At 70.9% G+C, this 20,201-nt stretch carries 18 protein-coding genes; 11 read left to right on the top strand and 7 right to left on the bottom strand.

Annotated elements, in window-relative coordinates:
* Nucleotides 1–120: 120 nt before the first annotated feature.
* Together uraH and ELI80_RS14150 are read left to right on the top strand one after the other, a co-directional pair.
* Nucleotides 121–474, top strand: coding sequence for a hydroxyisourate hydrolase (gene uraH / locus ELI80_RS14155; RefSeq protein ID WP_136652694.1), 354 nt, complete (start codon nucleotides 121–123; stop codon nucleotides 472–474).
* Nucleotides 474–1,712 (top strand): urate hydroxylase PuuD, encoded by a 1,239-nt coding sequence (locus ELI80_RS14150; protein ID WP_438943077.1) that lies wholly within the window; start codon nucleotides 474–476, stop codon nucleotides 1,710–1,712. The genes uraH and ELI80_RS14150 overlap by 1 nt, the downstream gene beginning before the upstream one ends.
* Here the strand turns inward: ELI80_RS14150 and ELI80_RS14145 are convergent.
* On the bottom strand, nucleotides 1,709–2,602 hold the full coding sequence (locus ELI80_RS14145) for a LysR family transcriptional regulator (protein ID WP_136652692.1): 894 nt from the start codon (nucleotides 2,600–2,602) through the stop codon (nucleotides 1,709–1,711). The two genes, ELI80_RS14150 and ELI80_RS14145, sit on opposite strands and share 4 nt — an antisense overlap.
* Before the next feature lie 106 nt (nucleotides 2,603–2,708).
* Here ELI80_RS14145 and xdhA point away from each other — a divergent pair, with 106 nt between their 5' ends.
* From xdhA to ELI80_RS14120, 5 genes are all read left to right on the top strand, one after another.
* The gene (gene xdhA / locus ELI80_RS14140) at nucleotides 2,709–4,220 is read left to right on the top strand and encodes a xanthine dehydrogenase small subunit (RefSeq protein ID WP_236641511.1); all 1,512 of its coding nucleotides are present in this window, start codon (nucleotides 2,709–2,711) and stop codon (nucleotides 4,218–4,220) included.
* Between the two features lie 15 nt (nucleotides 4,221–4,235).
* Nucleotides 4,236–6,605 (top strand): xanthine dehydrogenase molybdopterin binding subunit, encoded by a 2,370-nt coding sequence (gene xdhB, locus ELI80_RS14135; RefSeq protein WP_136652691.1) that lies wholly within the window; start codon nucleotides 4,236–4,238, stop codon nucleotides 6,603–6,605.
* A complete protein-coding gene (xdhC, locus tag ELI80_RS14130) occupies nucleotides 6,602–7,363 on the top strand; it encodes a xanthine dehydrogenase accessory protein XdhC (protein WP_136652690.1) in 762 nt (253 codons plus the stop codon). The genes xdhB and xdhC overlap by 4 nt, the downstream gene beginning before the upstream one ends.
* 24 nt (nucleotides 7,364–7,387) lie before the next feature.
* On the top strand, nucleotides 7,388–8,677 hold the full coding sequence (gene guaD / locus ELI80_RS14125; protein ID WP_136652689.1) for a guanine deaminase: 1,290 nt from the start codon (nucleotides 7,388–7,390) through the stop codon (nucleotides 8,675–8,677).
* Nucleotides 8,678–8,738: 61 nt separating this feature from the next.
* Nucleotides 8,739–9,239 carry a hypothetical protein gene (locus ELI80_RS14120; RefSeq protein ID WP_136652688.1) on the top strand — a complete coding sequence of 167 codons (501 nt, stop codon included), beginning with the start codon at nucleotides 8,739–8,741 and terminating at the stop codon, nucleotides 9,237–9,239.
* Between the two features lie 7 nt (nucleotides 9,240–9,246).
* Here ELI80_RS14120 and ELI80_RS14115 read toward each other — a convergent pair whose 3' ends face one another.
* Both ELI80_RS14115 and puuE read right to left on the bottom strand, forming a co-directional pair.
* Nucleotides 9,247–10,140, bottom strand: a complete 894-nt coding sequence (locus tag ELI80_RS14115) for a bifunctional allantoicase/(S)-ureidoglycine aminohydrolase (protein ID WP_136652687.1) — start codon at nucleotides 10,138–10,140, stop codon at nucleotides 9,247–9,249.
* A 158-nt stretch (nucleotides 10,141–10,298) separates the two neighbouring features.
* Nucleotides 10,299–11,702, bottom strand: coding sequence for an allantoinase PuuE (puuE, locus tag ELI80_RS14110; RefSeq protein WP_136652686.1), 1,404 nt, complete (start codon nucleotides 11,700–11,702; stop codon nucleotides 10,299–10,301).
* Between the two features lie 200 nt (nucleotides 11,703–11,902).
* On the opposite strand from puuE, the gene ELI80_RS14105 reads away from it, so the two are divergent.
* The 3 genes from ELI80_RS14105 (at nucleotide 11,903) to ELI80_RS14095 (ending at nucleotide 15,230) form a co-directional block, all read left to right on the top strand.
* Nucleotides 11,903–13,207, top strand: a complete 1,305-nt coding sequence (locus ELI80_RS14105) for an NCS2 family permease (RefSeq protein WP_136652685.1) — start codon at nucleotides 11,903–11,905, stop codon at nucleotides 13,205–13,207.
* A 128-nt stretch (nucleotides 13,208–13,335) separates the two neighbouring features.
* A complete protein-coding gene (locus ELI80_RS14100; protein ID WP_136652684.1) occupies nucleotides 13,336–14,232 on the top strand; it encodes an alpha/beta hydrolase in 897 nt (298 codons plus the stop codon).
* On the top strand, nucleotides 14,229–15,230 hold the full coding sequence (locus ELI80_RS14095) for a CHAD domain-containing protein (protein ID WP_136652683.1): 1,002 nt from the start codon (nucleotides 14,229–14,231) through the stop codon (nucleotides 15,228–15,230). The genes ELI80_RS14100 and ELI80_RS14095 overlap by 4 nt, the downstream gene beginning before the upstream one ends.
* An 89-nt stretch (nucleotides 15,231–15,319) precedes the next feature.
* Here ELI80_RS14095 and ELI80_RS14090 read toward each other — a convergent pair whose 3' ends face one another.
* The 4 genes from ELI80_RS14090 to hmgA are packed head-to-tail and all read right to left on the bottom strand — an operon-like array spanning nucleotide 15,320 to nucleotide 19,098.
* Entirely contained in the window at nucleotides 15,320–15,832 is a 513-nt protein-coding gene (locus ELI80_RS14090) for a MarR family winged helix-turn-helix transcriptional regulator (protein WP_136652682.1), read from the bottom strand.
* Nucleotides 15,833–15,874: 42 nt separating this feature from the next.
* Nucleotides 15,875–16,534, bottom strand: coding sequence for a maleylacetoacetate isomerase (gene maiA, locus ELI80_RS14085; protein ID WP_136652681.1), 660 nt, complete (start codon nucleotides 16,532–16,534; stop codon nucleotides 15,875–15,877).
* Nucleotides 16,535–16,537: 3 nt separating this feature from the next.
* Entirely contained in the window at nucleotides 16,538–17,746 is a 1,209-nt protein-coding gene (gene fahA / locus ELI80_RS14080) for a fumarylacetoacetase (protein ID WP_136652680.1), read from the bottom strand.
* A 23-nt stretch (nucleotides 17,747–17,769) separates the two neighbouring features.
* Nucleotides 17,770–19,098: a homogentisate 1,2-dioxygenase gene (gene hmgA / locus ELI80_RS14075; protein WP_201740653.1), complete on the bottom strand. Its 1,329-nt coding sequence runs from the start codon at nucleotides 19,096–19,098 to the stop codon at nucleotides 17,770–17,772.
* 282 nt (nucleotides 19,099–19,380) lie between these two features.
* Between hmgA and ELI80_RS14070 the strand changes: the two genes are divergently transcribed.
* Nucleotides 19,381–20,169, top strand: a complete 789-nt coding sequence (locus tag ELI80_RS14070) for an IclR family transcriptional regulator (protein WP_161596487.1) — start codon at nucleotides 19,381–19,383, stop codon at nucleotides 20,167–20,169.
* Nucleotides 20,170–20,201: the final 32 nt, after the last annotated feature.

The following is a 20,201-nucleotide window of genomic DNA, read 5'->3' as shown; positions in this document are numbered from 1 at the left end:
GAAACTATAAACAGTGTGCGTCGCTGCACCCTGTGCGAGGTTCGCAGCTGTGCGCTATGGATGACGCAGACACAACATCGAACGCCAGGACAACGCGGGCAAGGACCGGAAAGGGAACGCATGGCAGGCTATCTCACCACGCACGTGCTGGACACCGCAGAGGGGCGCCCGGCCGCCGGCATGCGGATCACGCTGTGGGCGCTGGACGGCGGGACGCGGCGCGAACTGGCGCAGGTCACCACCAACTCCGACGGCCGCACCGACGGCCCGATCCTGCCCGAGGGGCGCTTCGCCACCGGCCGCTATGAGCTGGTGTTCCACGTGGGCGACTGGCTGGACGCGCAGGGGACCGGGGGCGCCGCGCCCCGGTTCCTCGACGAGGTGCCGATCCGCTTCGGGATGGCCGCGGACGATCACTACCACGTGCCGCTGCTGGTTTCGCCCTACGGCTATTCTACCTATCGGGGAAGCTGATGGATTACGTCATCCTGCACGACTGGGCCTCGTTCGCGATCCGCTGGCTTCACGTCGTCACGGCGATCGCGTGGATCGGATCGTCGTTCTACTTCATCGCGCTGGACCTCGGGCTGCAGCGCGCGCCGGGCCTGCCGCAGGGGGCGCACGGCGAGGAATGGCAGGTCCACGGCGGCGGCTTCTACCACATCACCAAGTACCTCGTCGCGCCCGAGCGGATGCCCGAGCACCTGACCTGGTTCAAATGGGAAAGCTACGCCACCTGGCTCAGCGGCGCGGCGCTGCTGATGGTGGTCTACTGGGCGCAGGCCGAGCTGTTCCTGATCGACCCCGCGAAGATGGAGCTGTCGGTCTGGACCGCGATCCTGATCTCGGCCGCGTCGCTCAGCATCGGCTGGATGATCTACGACCGCCTGTGCAAGAGCGAGCTGGCCGAGCGTCCCATCGCGCTCATGCTCCTGCTGTTCGTCCTGCTGGTGGTGATGGCGTGGGGCTATGACCAGGTGTTCACGGGCCGCGCGGCGCTGCTGCATCTGGGCGCGTTCACCGCCACGATCATGACGGCGAACGTGTTCTTCATCATCATGCCGAACCAGCGGATCGTGGTGCGGGACCTGAAGTCGGGCCGCAAGCCGAACCCGAAATACGGCAAGATCGCCAAGCTGCGCAGCACGCACAACAACTACCTGACGCTGCCGGTCGTGTTCCTGATGCTGTCGAACCACTACCCGCTGGCGTTCGCGAGCCGCTACAACTGGCTGATCGCGGCGCTGGTGTTCCTGATGGGCGTGACGATCCGGCACTTCTTCAACACCAAGCATGCGCGACGGAAATGGCCGTGGTGGACCTGGGCGGTGACGGCGCTGCTGTTCGCCGGGGTGGTCTGGCTTTCGACGCTGGGCACGCAGGCGCTTCCCGACGAGGAAACGCGCCTCGGCGCGCGCGAGCAGGCGTTCGTCGCCGACCCGCATTTCGAGCAGGTGCGCGACGTGGTGTTCAGCCGCTGTTCCATGTGCCACGCGGCCGAGCCGGGCTGGCCCGGCATCGCCACCGCCCCGCGCGGCGTGGCGCTGGAAACAGACGCCCAGATCGCCCGCGCGGCCCGCGACATCTACCTTCAGGCCGGGCTGACCGACGCGATGCCCCCTGCCAACGTCAGCTACATCGAGCCCGAGGAGCGCGCAGTCCTGCGCGACTGGTTCCGCTCGGTCGCCGGGGCGCGGGTTGCGGCGAACTAGAGCGCGCCCTTCAGCTCCTGCACGGCGAAATCGACGAACAGCCGCACCTTGGGATCCTGCAGCTGCCGGTGCGGCAGCAGCGCGCCGAACTGGACCGGCACCGGCGGCGTGTCGGGCAGCAGCTCCACCAGGCTGCCGTCCGCCAGATGCGCCGCGACCTCGTAGCGGGGGCGGTTCGCGATCCCGGCCCCGTCCAGCGCCCAGGCGGTCAGCACGTCGCCCGCGTCCGCGTCGAACCGGCCAGTCACGGCAAGCTTCGCGCGCCCCTCGGGCGTGTCCAGCACCCAGAAATACTCGGGCGAGCGGGGAAACCGCAGCAGCAGGCAGTTGTGGACCATCAGGTCGTCCGGCACCCGCGGCGTGCCGTGCGCGGCGAGATAGCCGGGCGAGGCCACCAGCACCCGCGCGCATTCCGCGATCCGGCGCCAGGCGAAGGTCGAATCCTCGGGCTCGCCCAGAAAGAAGGCGACGTCGGCGGCGTCCTCGATCAGGTTCACGCCGCGGTCGGTCAGCCGCAGCCGCACCTGCACCTCGGGCCAGCGTTCGCAGAAGCGCGGGATCAGCGGCGCGATCAGCCGCCGCCCCACCCCCAGCGGCGCCACGACCCGGATCACCCCCTGCGGCGACCCCGAGTGGCTCGCCACCAGCGCGTCGGCCGCGTCCACCGCCTCAATGATGGCGCGGGCGCGGTCGTAGAGCAGCTGCCCGATCTCGGTCGTGGTCAGGCTGCGGGTGGTGCGGTTCAGCAGCCGGACGCCGAAGCGGTTCTCAAGCTCCTTGATCCGGTTCGACGCACCGGCGGGCGACAGGCGCATGTCGCGCCCGCCCGCGGTGATCGAGCCCTTCTCGACCACCCGGACAAAGACGCGCAAGCTGTCCAGATACGACATTGACCGCCCATTTTCAAAAAGAGGTGTAAACTCTTCACCATCGAAAGGCATTCGGCAAGCGCGCCGAACTGCCTAGGTCTCAACGGCCACCGAAGGGACGACTCGCATGAGCGACAGCATGAACCAGCAATCGGGCCAGCGTTCGGGCCAGCAGCCGGGCCAGCCCATCCGTTTCCTGCTGAACCGGACCGAGGTCACGCTGACCGAAGCCGGGCCCGGCGACACGGTGCTGGACTTCCTCCGGCTGGGGCGGGGCCTCACCGGCACCAAGGAAGGCTGCGCCGAAGGCGACTGCGGCGCCTGCACCGTGCTGGTGGGGCGGCTGCACCAAGGCGCGCTGGTCTATGAGCCGATCAACGCCTGCATCCGCTTTCTCGCCGCCTGCCACGGCTGCCACGTCGTCACGATCGAGCATCTGCGTGGCCAAGACGGCGGGCTGCATCCCGTGCAGCAGGCGATGGTGGACCACCACGGCAGCCAGTGCGGCTTCTGCACGCCGGGATTCGTCATGGCGCTTTACGGCTTGTGGATGACGCACGAGCATCCGACCGTGGTGCAGGTCGAAACCGCGCTGCAGGGGAACCTGTGCCGCTGCACCGGCTACGAGCCGATCGTGAAGGCCGCGCTCGCCGCGGGCCACGCAGGCGGCCAGGCGCGTGACGCGCTGATGCAGGAGCGGGCGGAGGTCACGGCGAAGCTGCAGGCGATCGCGGGCAGCCGGGCGGACGTGTCGCGCGGTGACGAGCGCGCCATCGTCCCGGCCGACAGCGACGACCTCGCCCACGTGCTGACCGACCATCCTCAGGCCACCGTCGTCGCGGGGGCGACCGACGTGGGGCTGTGGGTCACGAAGTTCCTGCGTCCCATCAGCCCGGGCGTCTTCGTCGGCCACCTGATGAAGGACGTGGCGGTGGCGGACGACGCCATCCGCATCGGCGCGGGCGTCACCTATTCCGAGTTCGTCCCCGTGCTCGCCGACCACTTCCCCGAGGTCGAGGACTACGTCCTGCGCATCGGCGGCTGGCAGATCCGCAACGCGGGCACGCTGGGCGGCAACATCGCCAACGGCTCGCCCATCGGCGAGATGCCGCCCCTGCTGATCGCGCTCGGCGCGCGCATCGCGCTGCGCAAGGGAGACGCGCGGCGCGAGATCGCGCTCGAGGACTTCTTCATCGACTACGGCAAGCAGGACCGCGCGCCGGGCGAGTTCATCGAGACCATCGTGATCCCCCGCAAGGGCGCGGCGCTGGTCGCCGCCTACAAGGTGTCGAAACGCGCGAACGCCGACATCTCGGCGGTCGCCGCCGGGTTCCGGGTGCTGGTCGAGGACGGGATCATCACCGACGCGCGCGTCGCCTTCGGCGGCATGGCGGGCACGCCCAGGCGCGCCCCTGCGGCCGAGGCCGCGCTCAACGGCCGGCCCTTCGCCGCCGAGACGTTCGAGGCCGCCGCCCGCGCCGTGGCGGGCGATTTCACCCCGCTGAGCGACTGGCGCGCCTCTGCCGACTATCGCCGGGCGGTCGCGGGCAACTTCTTCCGGCGCTTCTGGCTGGAACAATCGGGTGCGGCAGCGGCGTCGGGGATGCCGGTGCGCCTGCAACGCGCCGTGGCGGAATGAGCCGGGGGAAATGACATGAAGCACGACCACGACATCACTGCCGCCACGACGACGCTGCCCGACGCGCGGGCCGGGACGCTGGGCGGCACGCTGGCCGAGACGCCGCACGAATCGGCCCCCAAGCACGTGACCGGCCGGGCCGACTACACCGACGACCTCGTCCTGCCGGAAGGGGCGCTCCACGCCTATCTGGGGCTCTCGACCGTCGCGCATGGGCGCATCCGGTCGATGGACCTCGACGCGGTCCGCGCCGCGCCTGGCGTGATCGACGTGCTGACCGCCGCCGACATCCCCGGCCACAACGACGTGAGCCCGGTGCAGAAGGAAGACGACCCGATCTTCGCGGAAACCGAGGTCATGTTCCACGGCCAGCCGATCTTCGCCGTCGTGGCCGAGACCCGCGACCAGGCCCGCCGCGCCGCGGTGCTGGCGAAGGTGGACTACGAGGAACTGCCCTTCGTCCTCGACCCGCTTTCCGCGAGGAAGGCGGGATCGCTGGTCCAGCCCGGCATGACGCTGCGCCGGGGCGACCCGGAAACCGCGCTCGCCGCCGCCCCGCGCCGGGTCGATGGCCGGATGGTCATCGGCGGGCAGGACCACTTCTACCTCGAAGGGCAGATCGCGCTTGCGATCCCCGGCGAGGATGACGAGGTCACGATCTTCACCTCGACCCAGCACCCGACCGAGGTGCAGCACATGGTCGCCCATGCGCTGGGCGTGCCCGCCCACGCGGTCGTCGTGAACGTGCGCCGGATGGGCGGCGGGTTCGGCGGCAAGGAAACGCAGATGAACCTGTTCTGCTGCGTGGCCGCCATCGCCGCGAAGAAGTGGCACCGCGCCGTCAAGCTGCGCCCCGACCGCGACGACGACATGATCGCGACCGGCAAGCGGCACGACTTCGTCACCGATTACTCGGTCGGCTTCGACGACGAAGGCCGGATCCTTGCCGTCACCGGGGACTGGTACGCCCGCTGCGGCTTTTCCGCCGACCTCAGCATGGCGGTGACGGACCGGGCGCTGTTTCACGCCGACAACGCCTATTTCTACCCGGACGTCGAGGTCCGCAGCCACCCGCTGCGGACGAACACCGTCTCGAACACCGCCTTCCGCGGCTTCGGCGGCCCGCAGGGCGTGATCGTGGCCGAGCGCATCATCGAGGAAATCGCCTACGCCACCGGCCAGGACACGCTCGCCGTCCGCAAGGCCAACTTCTACACCGACGGGCAGCTGACGCCCTACCACCAGCCGGTGGAAAACGTGATCCTGCCGCAGCTGATCGGCGAGCTGGAAGGGTCGTGCGACTACGCCGCCCGACGCCGCGCCGTTCTGGACTGGAACGCGCGGGCGGATGCCTCGGGCGGGGTTATCCGGCGCGGGATCGCGCTGACGCCGGTCAAGTTCGGGATCAGCTTCACCGCCACGCATTTCAACCAGGCCGGCGCGCTGGTCCACATCTACACCGACGGTTCGATCATGCTGAACCACGGCGGCTGCGAGATGGGTCAGGGCCTTCACACCAAGATCGTGCAGGTGGTGGCCGAGGCCTTCAACGTCGGCGTCGAGCAGGTCCGCATCACCAAGACCACGACCGAGAAGGTGCCGAACACCTCGGCCACCGCCGCCTCGTCCGGGACCGACCTGAACGGCATGGCCGCGCTCGACGCGTGCAACCAGATCAAGGCGCGGCTGGTCGCGTTCCTGTGCGAGGCGAAGGACGCCGAGCCCGGCGAGATCGAGTTCCTCCGCGACCACGTCCGCGTCCGGGACGAGGTGATCCCGTTCTCCAGGGTCGTGCAGACGGCCTATCTCGCGCGGGTGCAGCTGTGGGCGGCGGGCTTCTACGCCACGCCCAAGATCCACTGGGACCGCGCGGCGGGCCGGGGGCGGCCGTTCTACTACTACGCCTACGGCGCCGCCTGTTCCGAGGTGTCGGTCGACACGCTCACGGGCGAATACGTGATCGAGCGGGCGGACATCCTTCACGACGTCGGCCGGTCGATCAACCCGGCGATCGACAAGGGCCAGGTCGAGGGCGCCTTCGTGCAGGGCACCGGCTGGCTCACCTCGGAAGAACTGTGGTGGGACGACAAGGGGCGGCTGCGCACCCACGCGCCCTCGACCTACAAGATCCCGCTCGCCTCGGACCGGCCCAAGGTCTTCAACGTCGCGCTCGCGGACTGGTCGGTCAACGCCGAGCGGACGGTCAGGCGGTCCAAGGCCGTGGGCGAGCCCCCGTTCATGCTGGGCATTTCCGTGTTCGAGGCGATCGGCCACGCCGTCGCGTCGGTCGCGGGCTACCGCGAATGCCCGCGACTCGACGCGCCCGCGACGCCCGAACGGGTGCTGATGGCGGTGGAGCGGCTGCGGTCAGCCGATACCCCATGATCCGCGTCCGCATCACCCGCGCCCGCGGATCCACCCCGCGCGAGGAAGGGGCCGAGATGATGGTCGGCCCGGCGGCCGTCACCGGCACGATCGGCGGCGGGCAGCTGGAATACCTGGCGATCGACCGCGCCCGGATGATGCTGGCGAAGGGCGAGGCCGAGGCGCGGATGGACGTGCCGCTCGGCCCCGAGATCGGCCAGTGCTGCGGCGGCCGGGTGGAACTGGCGCTGGACCGGGCGCCTGCGCGGGCCCCCGCCCCCGGCCCCGCGGTCCTGATCTTCGGCGCGGGCCATGTCGGCCGGGCGCTGGCGCGGGCGCTGATGCCGCTGCCGTTCTCGCCCCGGCTGATCGACCAGCGCGCGGCGGAACTGTCGCTCGCGGCGCCGGGCGTGCCGACCACGCTGACGCCGCTGCCCGAGGCAGAGGTGCGCGCGGCCCCTCCGGGCGCGTCCTTCGTCATCCTCACCCACGACCACGCGCTGGACTTCCTGCTGGGGGTCGAGGCGCTGGCAAGGGCCGACGCCCCCTATGTCGGCATGATCGGCAGCCGCACCAAGCGCGCCACCTTCGACCGTTTCGCCCGCAGCAACGGCGCCGACCCGGCGCGCCTGACCTGCCCTATCGCGGCCGGTTTTCCGCGCGACAAGCGCCCCGAGGTGATCGCCGCCTTCGCCGCTGCCGAGATCACCGCGCGACTGCTGACCCACGCCCCCGCGCCCATCGAGCATGATACGCCTGCCCTGCACGACGGGCCCTGACGCCCCCCCCTCCCGGAGACCTTCATGAAAACCCTCGTGCGCGGCCGCGTCCTGACCTTCCATGCCGATCCGGCCGACAGCGCCGAAAACCACGACTACCACGAGAACGGCGCGATCCTGATCGACGACGGCCGCGTGGTCGCGGTGGGCGATCACGCCGACATCGCGAGCCGCCCGGACGCGGCCGCCGCGGTGGAGATCGACCACCGCCCCCACATCGTCATGCCGGGCTTCATCGACCCGCATATCCACTTTCCGCAGGTGCAGGTGATCGCGAGCTGGGGCGAGCAACTGCTGGACTGGCTCAATACCTACACCTTCCCGGCCGAGCTGCGGTTCGCGGACCCAGGCCACGCGGGCGCGATGGCGGACGCGTTCCTGGACCTGCTGCTGGCGCACGGGACGACGACCGCCTGCGCCTTCTGCTCGGTCCACCCGGCGAGCGCCGAGGCGTTGTTTGCCGCGTCACAGGCGCGCGGCATGGCGATGGTCGCGGGCAAGGTGATGATGGACCGCAACGCGCCGGACGGGCTTCTGGACAGCGCGCAGCAGGGCTACGACGAGACCACGGCGCTGATCGCCCGCTGGCACGGGCGGGACCGGCTGCGCTACGCGATCTCGCCCCGCTTCGCGATCACCTCGACGCCCGAGCAGCTTCGCGCGGCGGGCGCGCTGGTGGCCGAGCATCCGGACCTGCACGTCCAGACCCACCTGAGCGAGAACCTGGCCGAGATCGACTTCACCCTGTCGCTGTATCCGCAGGCGCGCGACTATCTCGACATCTACGACCGCGCGGGGCTCCTGGGTCCGCGGACGCTCATGGGCCACGCGATCCACCTGAGCGCGCGCGAGCTTGCGCGCATGGCCGAAAGCGGGACGCGGGCGATCCACTGCCCAACCTCGAACCTGTTCCTCGGCTCGGGGCTGTTCGACGATCACGCGGCGCGGGCGGCGGGTGTGGCCACGGGCGTCGCCACCGACATCGGCGCGGGCACCAGCTATTCGATGCTGGCGACGCTGAACGAAGCCTACAAGATCGCGCAACTGAAGGGCCGCCGGATGCACCCGCTGCAGACGTTCCACTGGGCGACGCGCGGCAACGCCATCGCCCTGGGGATGGAGGACGAGATCGGCCAGGTCGCCCCCGGCCGCGCCGCGGACCTCGTGGTGCTGGACCCGCGCGCCACCCCGGCGATGGCGCTGCGGGCGGAGGCCGCGGGGTCGCTGGCGGAAGAGCTGTTCATCCTCCAGATCATGGGCGACGACCGCGCCGTCGTGCAGACCTACGTGCGGGGGCGGGCGATGAAGGGGTGATCGTGGACCCCGACTCGTGGTATACGAATCATACCATGTCCGTTCTGGGAGGAGCGAGGAAATGGTCGGGTTCACAGCCAGCTGGGTTCATGGAAACGCCGTAGTGGCCGAAAGCCCACCCGCAGAGGACGGCGGCCTTTTCAACTTCAACCACTTCGGATGGGGCACGCAGATCACGATGCGACCAGGCTTCTCGCGCTGGTTCCACGTCGCGATTTCCGCGCCCGTGTTCCTGGACAATGCGCGGATGAAGCTGATCCGAATCTTCCTCGGGTTCCAGCAGATCGCCGGGTATCGGAATTCCGGTTTGATCGAGGACGTTCATCTGTGGGATGGCCGCCGCCGGATCGCGATGCTGTCGAACCGCGACTTCGTCAACGCACCGGCTGCCCGCATCGACGGCTACAGAACCTATGAGTTGCGGCAGCCGCGCCCGTGGGAGTTCGGCGTCGGCGTGTCGTTCACGCTTGCGGCGTATCCCTATCTCGACGGTCATTTCATCGACAACAGCGACGCGCCGGTGATTGTCATCGGCTCGGCCGGGGCGGATTTCGCCCCCTGAGAAGCGCCTAGCGCACCGGCCACAGCGCCGCGTGCCGGTTGACGTCCTTGTAGAGCAGATAGCGGAACCGCCCCGGTCCGCCCGCGTAGCAGGCCTGCGGGCAGAAAGCGCGCAGCCACATGAAGTCGCCCGGCCCGACCTCGACCCAGTCGCGGTTGAGACGGTAGACGGCCTTGCCTTCCAGCACGAACAGCCCGTGCTCCATGACGTGGGTTTCCGCGAACGGGATCGACCCGCCCGGGCCGAAGGTCACGACCGTGATGTGCATGTCGTGGCGCAGGTCGGCGGGATCCACGAACCGGGTCGTGGCCCACGCGCCCTCGGTGTCGGGCATGGCCGAGGGCGGGATGTCCTGTTCGTGCGCGACGATCGGGTCGGGCGGGGTCACGCCCGGCGCCGGCTGCCAGCGCTTGCGGAACCAGTGGAAGCCTGCGTTGCCCGGCGTCGCGTTCACCACCGACCAGTCTGCGCCCGGCGGGACATAGGCGAACCCGCCCGGCCCCAGCCGGTGGCGCGCGCCGGCGATGGTGACGTCGATCTCGCCCGCGGTCACGAACAGCGCGGACTGCACCTCGGGGTCGGCCTCCGGCGTGTCGCATCCGCCGCCTTCGGCCAGCTCGACGACGTACTGGCTGAAGGTTTCCGCGAACCCGCTGAGCGGGCGCGCGAGCATCCACATCCGCATCCCCGTCCAGCCGGGCAGGTAGCTGGTGACGATGTCGCGCATCACGCTGCGGGGGATGACAGCGTAGGATTCGGTGAAGACGGCGGTGTCGGTGGTCAGGCCGGTCTGCGGCGGCAGGCCGGCGACGGGGCCCGCGTAGGTGCCGCGGCGGACGGCGGCGGCGGGCTCGCCCGGGATCGGGGCCGGGTTGCCGGTGGGCGTCGTGTCGTCGATCATGTCCAAGCTCCTGTCCTGTGGCCGCGCCCGCCGGGGGTTTTCCACCCCCGGACCCCCGGAGGATACTTGTGCAAAGAAGAACTTCGCCCCTTCTTCTTTGACGAAATATCCCGGGGGAGGCGCGCATCGCGCGGCGGGGGCAGCGCCCCCGTCCTGTTTCAATCCAGCATGGCCTTCAGCCGCAGTTCGCCGATCCGGGCGACCTGGCGTTCGGCCTCGGACCGCTCGGTCCCGGTGTCGTTGTCGAGCCGGCGGGTCATCGCCGCCATGATCCCGGCCTTGTCGTGGTCGCGCACGGCGATGATGAAGGGAAAGCCGTGGCGGGCGACATAGGCCTCGTTCAGGCGGGTGAACTCGGCCCGCTCGGCGTCGGTCAGCGCGTCCAGCCCCGCGCTCGCCTGTTCGGCGCTGCTGTCGGCGGTCAGCCGCTTCGCCGCGGCGAGCTTGCCGGCGAGGTCGGGGTGGGCGCGCAGGACCGCGAGGCGGTCGTCGTCGCTCGCGGCGCGGAACTGGCGCGCCATCGCGGCGGCCAGCCCCGCGGCGCTGTCGTGGGCCGCGCCCATCTCGGCGTCCCAGGTACGTTCCGCGACCCAGGGGGAGTGTTCGTAGATCGACCCGAAGCGCGCCACGAACGCGTCGCGGTCGAGCTGCGACGGGCGTTCTGCGGCCGTGAAGGGGTGCGCCGCCTTCCAGTGCCGGGCGATATCCAGCCGCGAGGCGAACCACACGCCCTCATGCGCGCGGGCGTGGTCGAGGAAGCGCTTCACCCCCTCGGCCCGGCCCGGCCGGCCGGCGAGGCGGCAGTGAAGGCCCACGGACAGCATGCGCGGACGCCCCTGCGTCCCTTCGCGGTACAGGCAGTCGAAGGCGTCGCGCAGGTAGATGAAGAACTCCTCGCCGTTGGTGAAGCCGCCGTTGGCGAACCGCATGTCGTTGGCGTCGAGCGTATAGGGCACGATCAGCTGCGGCCGCCCGTCGTGCACGTGCCAGTAGGGCAGTTCGTCGGCGTAGCTGTCGGCGAGGTATTCGAACCCCCCCTCCTCGCAGCCCAGCGCGACCGTGTTCATGCTGGCGCGGCCCTGGTAGAAGCCCAGCGGCCGCGCGCCGGTGACCTGGGTGTGGAGTTCGACGGCGCGGCGGATGTGGTCGGCCTCGATGTCGCGCGGGACGTCCTTGTAGTCGATCCATTTCAGCCCGTGGGTCGCCATTTCCCACCCCGCGTCGATCATCGCGCGGGTCTGTTCGGGGCTGCGCGCGAGCGCGGTCGCGACGCCGTAGCAGGTGACGGGAATCCCTTCGAGCAGGCGGTAGAGCCGCCAGAAGCCCGCCCGCGCGCCATAGTCGTAGATCGTTTCCATGTTCCAGTGCCGCTGCCCGGGCCAGGGCTGCGCACCCACGATCTCGGACAGGAACGCCTCGGACGCGGCATCGCCGTGCTCGACCGAGTTCTCGCCGCCTTCCTCGTAGTTCACGACGATCTGGACGGCGATGCGGGCGCCCCCGGGCCAGGCCGGATCGGGCGCGACCTCGCCGTGCCCGCGCATGTCGCGGCTGTAACGCATGGAACCCCCTTCTTGATTGCGCCCCCAGACTAGCGCATGGCGCGCGCGCGCCAAGGGCCCGCGTCGCTGATGCAGCTTTGCGACAATCCGAAAATATCCCGCGCCCCTGCACGGGCCGGCCCGCTTCGCGGATGATTCATCAACACGAAATCGTCATACAGGACCCAGGCGGACCGTTTCCGCAGGAGGATACTTCAAAGATGCTCGAACAGTTCTTTGGCCTGCGGGCGAAGGGCACCAGCGTGCGGGTCGAGCTGCTCGCCGGTCTGACCACCTTCCTGACGATGGCCTACATCATCTTCGTCAACCCCGACATCCTGTCGACCACCGGGATGGACCGGAACGCGGTCTTCGTGGCCACCTGCCTGGCCGCGGCGCTGGGGTCGCTGGTGATGGGGCTGTGGGCGAACTGGCCCATCGGCATGGCGCCGGGCATGGGCCTGAACGCGTTCTTCGCGTTCACGGTCGTGGGCGCGCTGGGCTACACCTGGCAGCAGGCGCTGGGCGCGGTGTTCATCTCGGGCGTGATCTTCCTGCTGCTGACGCTGACCGGCGTGCGGCGCTGGCTGATCGAGGGGATCCCGCGGTCCATGCGCAGCGCGATCGCCGCCGGGATCGGGATGTTCCTCGCCATCATCGCGCTGAAGACGGCGGGGATCGTCGTCGCCAACCCGGCGACACTGGTGGGCCTGGGCGACCTGACCCAGACCGGGCCGCTGCTGACGATCGCGGGCTTCTTCATCATCGCGGCGCTCGATCACCTGCGGGTGCCGGGCGCAATCCTGATCGGGATCCTCGTCATCACCGTCATGTCGATCCTGATCGGCGCCAGCAGCTTCGGCGGCATCGTGTCGGCCCCGCCGCCGATCGCGCCGACGCTGCTGCAGCTGGATGTCTGGGGCGCGCTGCAGTCCGGCATCTTCCACGTGATCCTGGTCATGGTCCTGGTCGAGGTGTTCGACGCCACCGGCACGCTGATCGGCGTGGCCAAGCGGGCGGGCCTGCTGGTCGAGGGGCCGCAGCACACGAACCAGGGCCTCAGCCGCGCGCTGATGGCGGATTCGACCGCCATCGTGGCAGGCTCGCTCCTGGGCACCTCGTCCACCACCGCCTATGTCGAAAGCGCGTCGGGCGTGCAGGCGGGCGGGCGCACGGGGCTGACCGCCGTCACCATCGCGATCCTGTTCCTGCTGGCGACCTTCCTGGCGCCGCTTGCCGGATCGGTCCCCGCGACCGCAACCGCGCCCGCGCTGCTGTACGTCGCGACGCTGATGCTGCGCGAGTTCGCGGAAGTGACCTGGGACGACGCGACCGAAGCGGCGCCGGCGGTGCTGACCGCGCTCGCCATGCCGTTCACGTATTCGATCGCGAACGGGCTTGCCTTCGGCTTCGTCAGCTATGCGGTGCTGAAGCTGCTCACCGGGCGCGCGCGCGAGGTCCATCCGGCGACGTGGCTGGTGGCGGCGCTGTTCGTCCTGAGGTTCGTGTTCTTCCCCGAGGGCTGAGGCCGGCGGGCAGGCGCAGGGCGGCGTTCGCGCCCCGCGCCTGCTTTCCCCGCGGCGCCCGGCGGTGAACTTTTCGGGCGGCCGCGCGTAGTCTGACCTGCCGGGCATCCAGCCGCGCGCGAGGATCGATGACGAACCCCCCCGCCTACGACCGGGCCGAGATGGACCGGCAGTACAACGCCCGCGAGACGGTCGCCGCCTACGACGACGAGCTGGCGCGCTACCGCGCCGAAAGCGACCGCGTGCGCGCAGACATCCCGCACGAACGCGACATCGTCTATGACGAGAGAAGCGGCGAGCGGCTGGACTTCTATCCCGCGGAACCCGGCGCGCCGCTGTTCGTGTGGATCCACGGCGGCTACTGGCGGGCCTTGTCCAAGGACGACAACGCCTTCGCCGCGCGTGGCCTGCACGGGCGCGGCTTTCACGTGGCGGTGCTCGACTACACGCTGGTGCCCGGGGCCGACCTCGACGAGATCGTGCGGCAGGTGCGCGCCGCCACAGCCTTCCTCGCCCGCCACCGCGACCGCTTCCGGATCGGGCCGCAGCCCTTCGCCGTCGGAGGGTCGTCGGCGGGCGGGCAGCTGGTCGGGATGCTGCTGGCGGATGGGTGGACGGCGGGGTTCGGGATCCCGGCCGACACGATCGGCGTGGGCCTCGCCCTGTCGGGCGTCCACGACCTCGAGCCGCTGCGCCACAGCTACGTCAACGACTTCATGCGCTTCGACGACGGCGCGGTCGATCGCAACAGTCCGGTCCGCCACGTCCCCCACGGAAGCGACGCGATCCTGCTGGCGGCGGCGGGCGGTGACGAGACGGACGAGTTCAAGCGCCAGACCGCGGGCTACATCGCCGCGTGGGAAGCCGCGGGCAACCGGGCCGAGCCGGTGGACATGCCGGGCCATCACCACTTCGACATCGCGCTGAGCCTTACCGATCCCGACGGCACCCTGGCACGGGCCGTCGAGGGCGCAACCACGCGCGCCGCCGCGGCGGCCGCCAGGAGGAGGGGGGAACGACCATGACGAAAGCCGCCCGCAAGGACGCCGGGGCCGGAAAGCGGGGCCGGGCGAAGAAGCACTCCGGGGACCGGGCGGCGCGGCCCGCGGACCCCGCGCCGGACGGCAGCGCCAGGCCCGCGACCACCGTGGCCGCAGGAATGACCGGGGCCGAGGCGCTGTCCGCCCTGCTGCGCGCGGGCGCTGCCGAATACGACCGGCAGCGCGCGCTCGTCCTCGAAAGCTCGGACCCCGAGCCGACCCACAAGGCCCGTGTCGCGCTGCGGCGGATGCGCGCGATCGTCGGCGGCTTCGCCCCGATCCAGTCGGCGGACGGGCTCAGGTCCTTCCAGCGCGACCTGCGCCGCGCCTTCCGCGCCTTCGGGCCGCTGCGCGACGCCGACGTGCGCGCGGCCGAGTTCGCGGGCACGCCGGCAGCGGACGCACACGCCGCCGCCGCCGCCACGCTGCGCGAGGAACTGCGCGCCCGCCTGTCGGACGGGTCGGCGCAGACCTTGGCCGCCCAGGTCGAGGCGCGGCTTGGCGACGCGGACTTCTGGCGCAAGGGCGCGGGCCGCAGGCTGGCGAACGCACCGGCATCGGTGATCGGCCAGCTTGCCCTGCAGGAGGCGTGGGCGGCGATGCTCGCCTTTGGCGACGACCTGTCGGCCCTGTCGATCGAGGACCGGCACGAGTTCCGCAAGGACGCCAAGTCGATGCGCTACCTGACCGAGGCGTTCCGCCCGCTCTGGCCCGCCGACGCCGCCAAGGGGTTCCTGTCGCGGATGACGAAGCTGCAGGACGCGCTGGGGATCATGAACGACATCGCGGGCCTGCGCGCCCATGCCGAGGAAGCGGCGCAGGACGCGGAAGGGACCGGGGGCGGGCAGCCGCACATCCCCGACGACCTCGCGGCCGATCTCGCCGCGCGCGAGGCCGCCGCAGCCCGCGCCGCGCAGAAGGGCTGGGACCGCCTGCGCGACAAGGGGCCGTGGTGGACGGACGCGCCGCGCCGCGCGACGTGACGCCCGGCGCCCGGGCGATCCGCGCGGTGTCCGCCGGTTGACCAGAAGCTGTTGGCCCGGAGCTGCAGGCCGAAGCGAGCGGCCCCAGGCTATCGGTTCGAGCCCGCCGCGTCCTGCCGCGCGGGATCGTCGGCGGCGGCGGCGTCGTTCGCGTCGCCCGCACCCGCCGCGGCCGCCACCCTCGCGACCGCCTGGTCCAGCGCGGCGATCCCACGGACCAGCGCCGCGTGGTCGTCCGGCGGCATCTCGCCGAGGATGGCCGAGGCGCGCGCCTCGACCGCCGCGAAGGCGCTGCGAAACAGCGCCTCGCCCCTGGCGGTGATGCTGTAGTTGCGCTGCCGCCGGTCGGACCCCAGCACCGTGCGCGTGATCAGGCCCTTTTCCTCAAGCCGGGCCGCGGCGCGGCTGACCTGCACCTTGTCCAGCGACGTGCGCTGCGACAGCGACAGCGAGCTGACGCCGCCCGACCCTTCCAGCAGGAACAGGAACCGCCATTCCTCGCGCGACAGCCCGTGGCGGCCGCCATAGACCGACGCGAGCTGGCGCGAGAACACGTCGGCCGTGACCGCGAGCTTGTAGGGGAAGAACTCTTCGATCTGCATGACCGGGCTCCTTGGCGGCGGCGCGCGGGGCGCGCGGCCGGTTCAGTCGGTTGTCGCCCGGGCCGCCGCCATTTCCCTGGCCCGGTCGGGATGGGCGGCCGCCAGCCGGCTGTCGCCGTCGGCGTTCGCCGCGATCCGCGACAGGTGCGGCCAGCCGTCGATCGGCACGCCCCAGCGGCGGGCGTTGTAAAGCTGCGGCAACAGCGCGCATTCGACAAGCCCCGGCGCATCGCCCATGGCGAAGCGGCCGCCGCGGACGCGTTCCAGCAGCCGTTCCACCGCGGCAAGCCCGGACGCGATGTTGTCGGCGTTCCAGGCCGTGCGGGCCTCCGCGCCGGCCAGCGCCTCGACCCTCTCCAGCACCCGCAGGTTCGACAGCGGGTGGATGTCGCACGCGACCGCCAGCGCCAGTGCCCGGGCCTGCGCGCGGTCTGAGGGATGGTCGGGCAGCAGCGGGCGCGCGGGCCGCGTCTCGTCGAGATAGGCAATGATCGCCAGCGACTGCGTGAGCAGCAGCCCGTCGATCTCGAGCGCGGGCACCAGCCCCTGCGGGTTCAGCGCCAGGTAGCCGGCCGCGCGCTGCGCGCCCTGCGTCAGGTCCACGGCGACGGTGTCGTGGTCGATCCCCTTCAGCGCCAGCGCGAGCCGCACCCGGTAGGCGGCCGAGGACCGCCAGTAGTCGTGCAGGACCGGCCGCGCCACGCCTCAGCCCCGCGCCGGCAGGATGGTCCCACTGCAGGGGCCGAAGCCGATGCGGTAGCCGTCGGCCTGCGCGAACCCGTGCAGCGCGACGGTGTCGCCGTCCTCGATGAAGGTCCGCGTCTCGCCGTTCACGCTGACCGGCTCCTTCCCGTTCTGCGTCATTTCCAGAAGCGCGCCGGTCTGGTCGCGCGACGGACCCGAGATCGTGCCGGTGCCCAGCAGATCCCCCACCCGCATCGGGCAGCCGCTTTCGGTATGGTGCGCGAGCTGCTGCGCCGACGAGAAATACATCACGTTGTAGTTCGTCCGCCCCATCTCCTGCCCGTTCAGCGACCAGCCGACGTTGATGTCGAAGAAGCCCGGCCGCTCCTCGCGCAGGTAGGGCAGAAGCGGGTTGTCGCGCGGCGCCCCCGCGCAGCGGAACGGCTCCAGCGCGGCGACGGTGACGATCCACGGGCTGATCGTGGTGCCCAGCGCCTTGGACTGGAACGGCCCCAGCGGCTGGTATTCCCAGGCCTGGATGTCGCGCGCCGACCAGTCGTTCAGCAGGACATAGCCGAATATCGCGCGCTCCGCGTCCTCGACGCTCAGCCGTTCGCCCATCGGGGTGTCGGCGCCGACGATCGCGCCCAGCTCCAGTTCCAGGTCGAGCCGGCGGCAGGCGGTCCATTCCGGGCCGTTCTCGCCGCGGACCTGCCCCATGGGCCGCACGATGTCGGTGCCCGACACCACCACCGAGGACGCGCGCCCGTTGTAGCCGATGGGCATGTGGGTCCATTGCGGCGGCAGCGCGTTGTCGGGGCCGCGGAACAGCGCCCCCACGTTGAAGGCGTGGTTCTTCGAGGCGTAGAAGTCGGTGAACTCCGTCACCCGGATCGGGAGGTGCAGCGTCGCGTCGGCCATGGCGACGGTCGGCAGGTCGCGGTCGCCGCCTTCGGCCAGCAGCTCGGTCAGCCGCGCCCGCACCCGGTCCCAGGCGGGCCGGCCCAGCGCGATGAAGTCGTTGAGGACGGGCGCCGCGAAGGTTCCCGCGGCGTCCAGCTTTCCCGCCTTTTCGGCCGCGGCAAGGTCCACGATCCGGTCCCCGATCGCCACACCGCAGCGGAGCCGGTCGCCGGCCGTTGAAAACACGCCGTAGGGCAGGTTCTGCAGCGGGAAGTCGGTGCAGGGGTCGTTCGCGCTGGCGATCCAGCTGCGGGCCGTGTCGGTCATCGGTCTGTCCTTCGTTTCAGGCGTCACTTCGTGCCGGGCGTGCCGTCGAACTTCTTTTCCAGGCTCTGCCAGCAGTCGACGTAGTCGTCCTGCAGCGGCATTTCCGTCGCGGCCCATTTGGTCAGCATCTGCGGGAAGCGGGTCTCGAACATGAACTGCATCGTCTCGACCTGCTTGGCCGGGACCATCGGCTCGGTCGAGCCGTGCTCGAACGCGTTCCGGTCGGGGCCGTGCGGCAGCATCATGTTGTGCAGGCTGACCCCGCCGGGGACGAAGCCGTTGGGCTTGGCGTCGTAGATGCCGTGGATGTTGCCCATCAGCTCGGACATGACGTTCTTGTGGTACCACGGCGGGCGGAACGAATGTTCGGCCACCAGCCAGCGGTCGCGGAACAGCACGAAGTCGATGTTGGCGGTGCCGGGCAGCCCCGAGGGCGCGGTCAGCACCGTGAAGATCGACGGGTCGGGGTGGTCGAACAGGATCGCGCCGACCGGGGAATAGGCGCGCAGGTCGTACTTGTAGGGCGCGTAGTTGCCGTGCCACGCGACCACGTCCAGCGGGCTGTGGTCGATGAACGTCTCGTGGAACTCGCCGCACCACTTGATGACGACGCGGGACCGCGCCTGCCGGTCCTCGAACGCGGCGACGGGGCACTTGAAGTCGCGCGGGTTGGCCAGGCAGTTCGCGCCGATCGGGCCGCGGCCCGGCAGCTCGAACATCTGGCCGTAGTTCTCGCACACGAAGCCGCGGGCGGGGCCTTCGACCAGCTCGACGCGGTAGACGAGTCCGCGCGGGATGATCGCGATCTCCTGCGGTTCAAGGTCGATGACGCCCAGTTCGGTGCAGAAGCGCAGCCGGCCTTCCTGCGGAACGACCAGCAGCTCGCTGTCAGCGGAAAAGAAGTACTCGTCCTCCATCGACCGCGACACCAGGTAGACGTGGCTCGCCATGCCCACCTGCGTGTGGACGTCGCCCGCGGTGGTGACGGTCCGCATGCCGGTGATCCAGGTCAAGGGTTCCGCCGAATGGGGCACCGGGTCCCAGCGGTACTGGCCCAGGCTGGTGACGCCGGGCAGGACGTTCGGCGCCGTCTTCCAGTGCGGGACGTCGATCGGCGCGAAGCGGCCCACGTGCTTGACCGAGGGACGGATGCGGTAGCACCAGGTCCGTTCCGGCATGTGGGCGGTGAAGGCGGTGCCCGACAGCTGTTCGGCATAAAGGCCGTAGTTCACCTTCTGCGGGCTGTTCTGGCCCTGCGGAAGGGCGCCGGGCAGCGCCTCGGTCTCGAAGTCGTTGCCGAAGCCCGGCATGTAGCCGGGGGTCGTGCCCTTCCCGCCCTGGTCCTGGACCATCCCGGCAGGCAGGCTTTGCTGCGGGCGCGGGGTCGTGCTTCCATCCTGCATCTGTCGTCCTTTCCGTGCTTGCGCCGCGGGGGCGCCGGGTGCGGGTGCCGGGGCCGGCGGGGCGCGGCCCGCTTGCGCGTCGCCGCCCCCGGGACAAAGCGATAAAGCGTGATTGTTTCGTTTGCAACGAACATCGGCCGCTCGAAACGAAACGTGAGGATGCAGGGGCTCGTTGCGCCGCAGGCGCCGGTCATGGCACCAAGCGGAACCGCAACCAACCGCAGGTCAGACGTGGCACGGCAGGCCGAATCAGATCCTCAGCCCGGGCAGCCCGACACCTCGCGCGTCGTCGCCCGCGCGCTTGACGTGGCGCTGGCGCTGGCGGCCGCCGACGGGCTGACCCGCGCTGAACTCGCCCTGCGCCTGAACCTGCCCGCGACGACGGTGCTGCGCCTGCTGACCACGCTTTCCGCCGCCCGCATGGCCGAGATGGACCCCGCCACCCAGCGCTGGACGGTCGGCCCGGCCGCGTTCCGCCTGGGCGCGGCCTTCCTGCGGCGCGGGGGGCTGGGGGAACGCGCCGCGCCGATCCTGCGCGGGCTTGCGGCGGGCAGCGGGGAAACCGCGCTTCTCGTCGTGGCCGACGGCGACGCGGCGATGGTGGTGGGGCAGTCCAGCCCCGCGCACCCGGTCCGCGCCGACCTGCCCGACGGCGCGCGCCTGCCGCTGCACGCGACCGCCGCGGGCAAGGCGCTGATCGCGCACCTGCCCCTGCAGCGGGTGCAGGCGCTGCTGGGCCGTGGCGCGTTCCCGCTCCACACCGACGCCACGCTGACCGACCAGGGGGAACTGACCGCGGATCTCGCCACCATCCGCCACACCGGCGTCACCCGCGACGCGGGCGAATGGCAGGCCGGGTTGTCCAGCATCGCCGCGCCGGTCTTCGGCGGGCTGGGCGAGCCGGTGGCGGCGCTGGCGCTGGCCGGACCGTCGGCGCGGCTGACGGGGGCGCGGATGGACCAGCTCGCCGCGACCCTCGCGGCCGAGGCGCGCGCGCTGGGCCGGGCACTCGGCGGCTGACGCGGCCCTTTTCGGGGCCGGTCCCAGCCGCT

It is taken from the genome of Paracoccus aeridis (assembly GCF_004923205.2).
In the GTDB taxonomy this organism is placed as follows: Bacteria; Pseudomonadota; Alphaproteobacteria; order Rhodobacterales; family Rhodobacteraceae; genus Paracoccus; species Paracoccus aeridis.
This window is presented reverse-complemented; position numbering and strand designations above follow the sequence as displayed.

Bases quoted from the DNA above. Each gene is read 5' to 3' on its own strand.
- uraH (WP_136652694.1), top strand. From the start codon at position 121: ATGGCAGGCTATCTCACCACGCACGTGCTGGACACCGCAGAGGGGCGC.
- ELI80_RS14150 (WP_438943077.1), top strand. From the start codon at position 474: ATGGATTACGTCATCCTGCACGACTGGGCCTCGTTCGCGATCCGCTGG.
- ELI80_RS14145 (WP_136652692.1), bottom strand. From the start codon at position 2,602: ATGTCGTATCTGGACAGCTTGCGCGTCTTTGTCCGGGTGGTCGAGAAG.
- xdhA (WP_236641511.1), top strand. From the start codon at position 2,709: ATGAGCGACAGCATGAACCAGCAATCGGGCCAGCGTTCGGGCCAGCAG.
- xdhB (WP_136652691.1), top strand. From the start codon at position 4,236: ATGAAGCACGACCACGACATCACTGCCGCCACGACGACGCTGCCCGAC.
- xdhC (WP_136652690.1), top strand. From the start codon at position 6,602: ATGATCCGCGTCCGCATCACCCGCGCCCGCGGATCCACCCCGCGCGAG.
- guaD (WP_136652689.1), top strand. From the start codon at position 7,388: ATGAAAACCCTCGTGCGCGGCCGCGTCCTGACCTTCCATGCCGATCCG.
- ELI80_RS14120 (WP_136652688.1), top strand. From the start codon at position 8,739: ATGGTCGGGTTCACAGCCAGCTGGGTTCATGGAAACGCCGTAGTGGCC.
- ELI80_RS14115 (WP_136652687.1), bottom strand. From the start codon at position 10,140: ATGATCGACGACACGACGCCCACCGGCAACCCGGCCCCGATCCCGGGC.
- puuE (WP_136652686.1), bottom strand. From the start codon at position 11,702: ATGCGTTACAGCCGCGACATGCGCGGGCACGGCGAGGTCGCGCCCGAT.
- ELI80_RS14105 (WP_136652685.1), top strand. From the start codon at position 11,903: ATGCTCGAACAGTTCTTTGGCCTGCGGGCGAAGGGCACCAGCGTGCGG.
- ELI80_RS14100 (WP_136652684.1), top strand. From the start codon at position 13,336: ATGACGAACCCCCCCGCCTACGACCGGGCCGAGATGGACCGGCAGTAC.
- ELI80_RS14095 (WP_136652683.1), top strand. From the start codon at position 14,229: ATGACGAAAGCCGCCCGCAAGGACGCCGGGGCCGGAAAGCGGGGCCGG.
- ELI80_RS14090 (WP_136652682.1), bottom strand. From the start codon at position 15,832: ATGCAGATCGAAGAGTTCTTCCCCTACAAGCTCGCGGTCACGGCCGAC.
- fahA (WP_136652680.1), bottom strand. From the start codon at position 17,746: ATGACCGACACGGCCCGCAGCTGGATCGCCAGCGCGAACGACCCCTGC.
- hmgA (WP_201740653.1), bottom strand. From the start codon at position 19,098: ATGGTCCAGGACCAGGGCGGGAAGGGCACGACCCCCGGCTACATGCCG.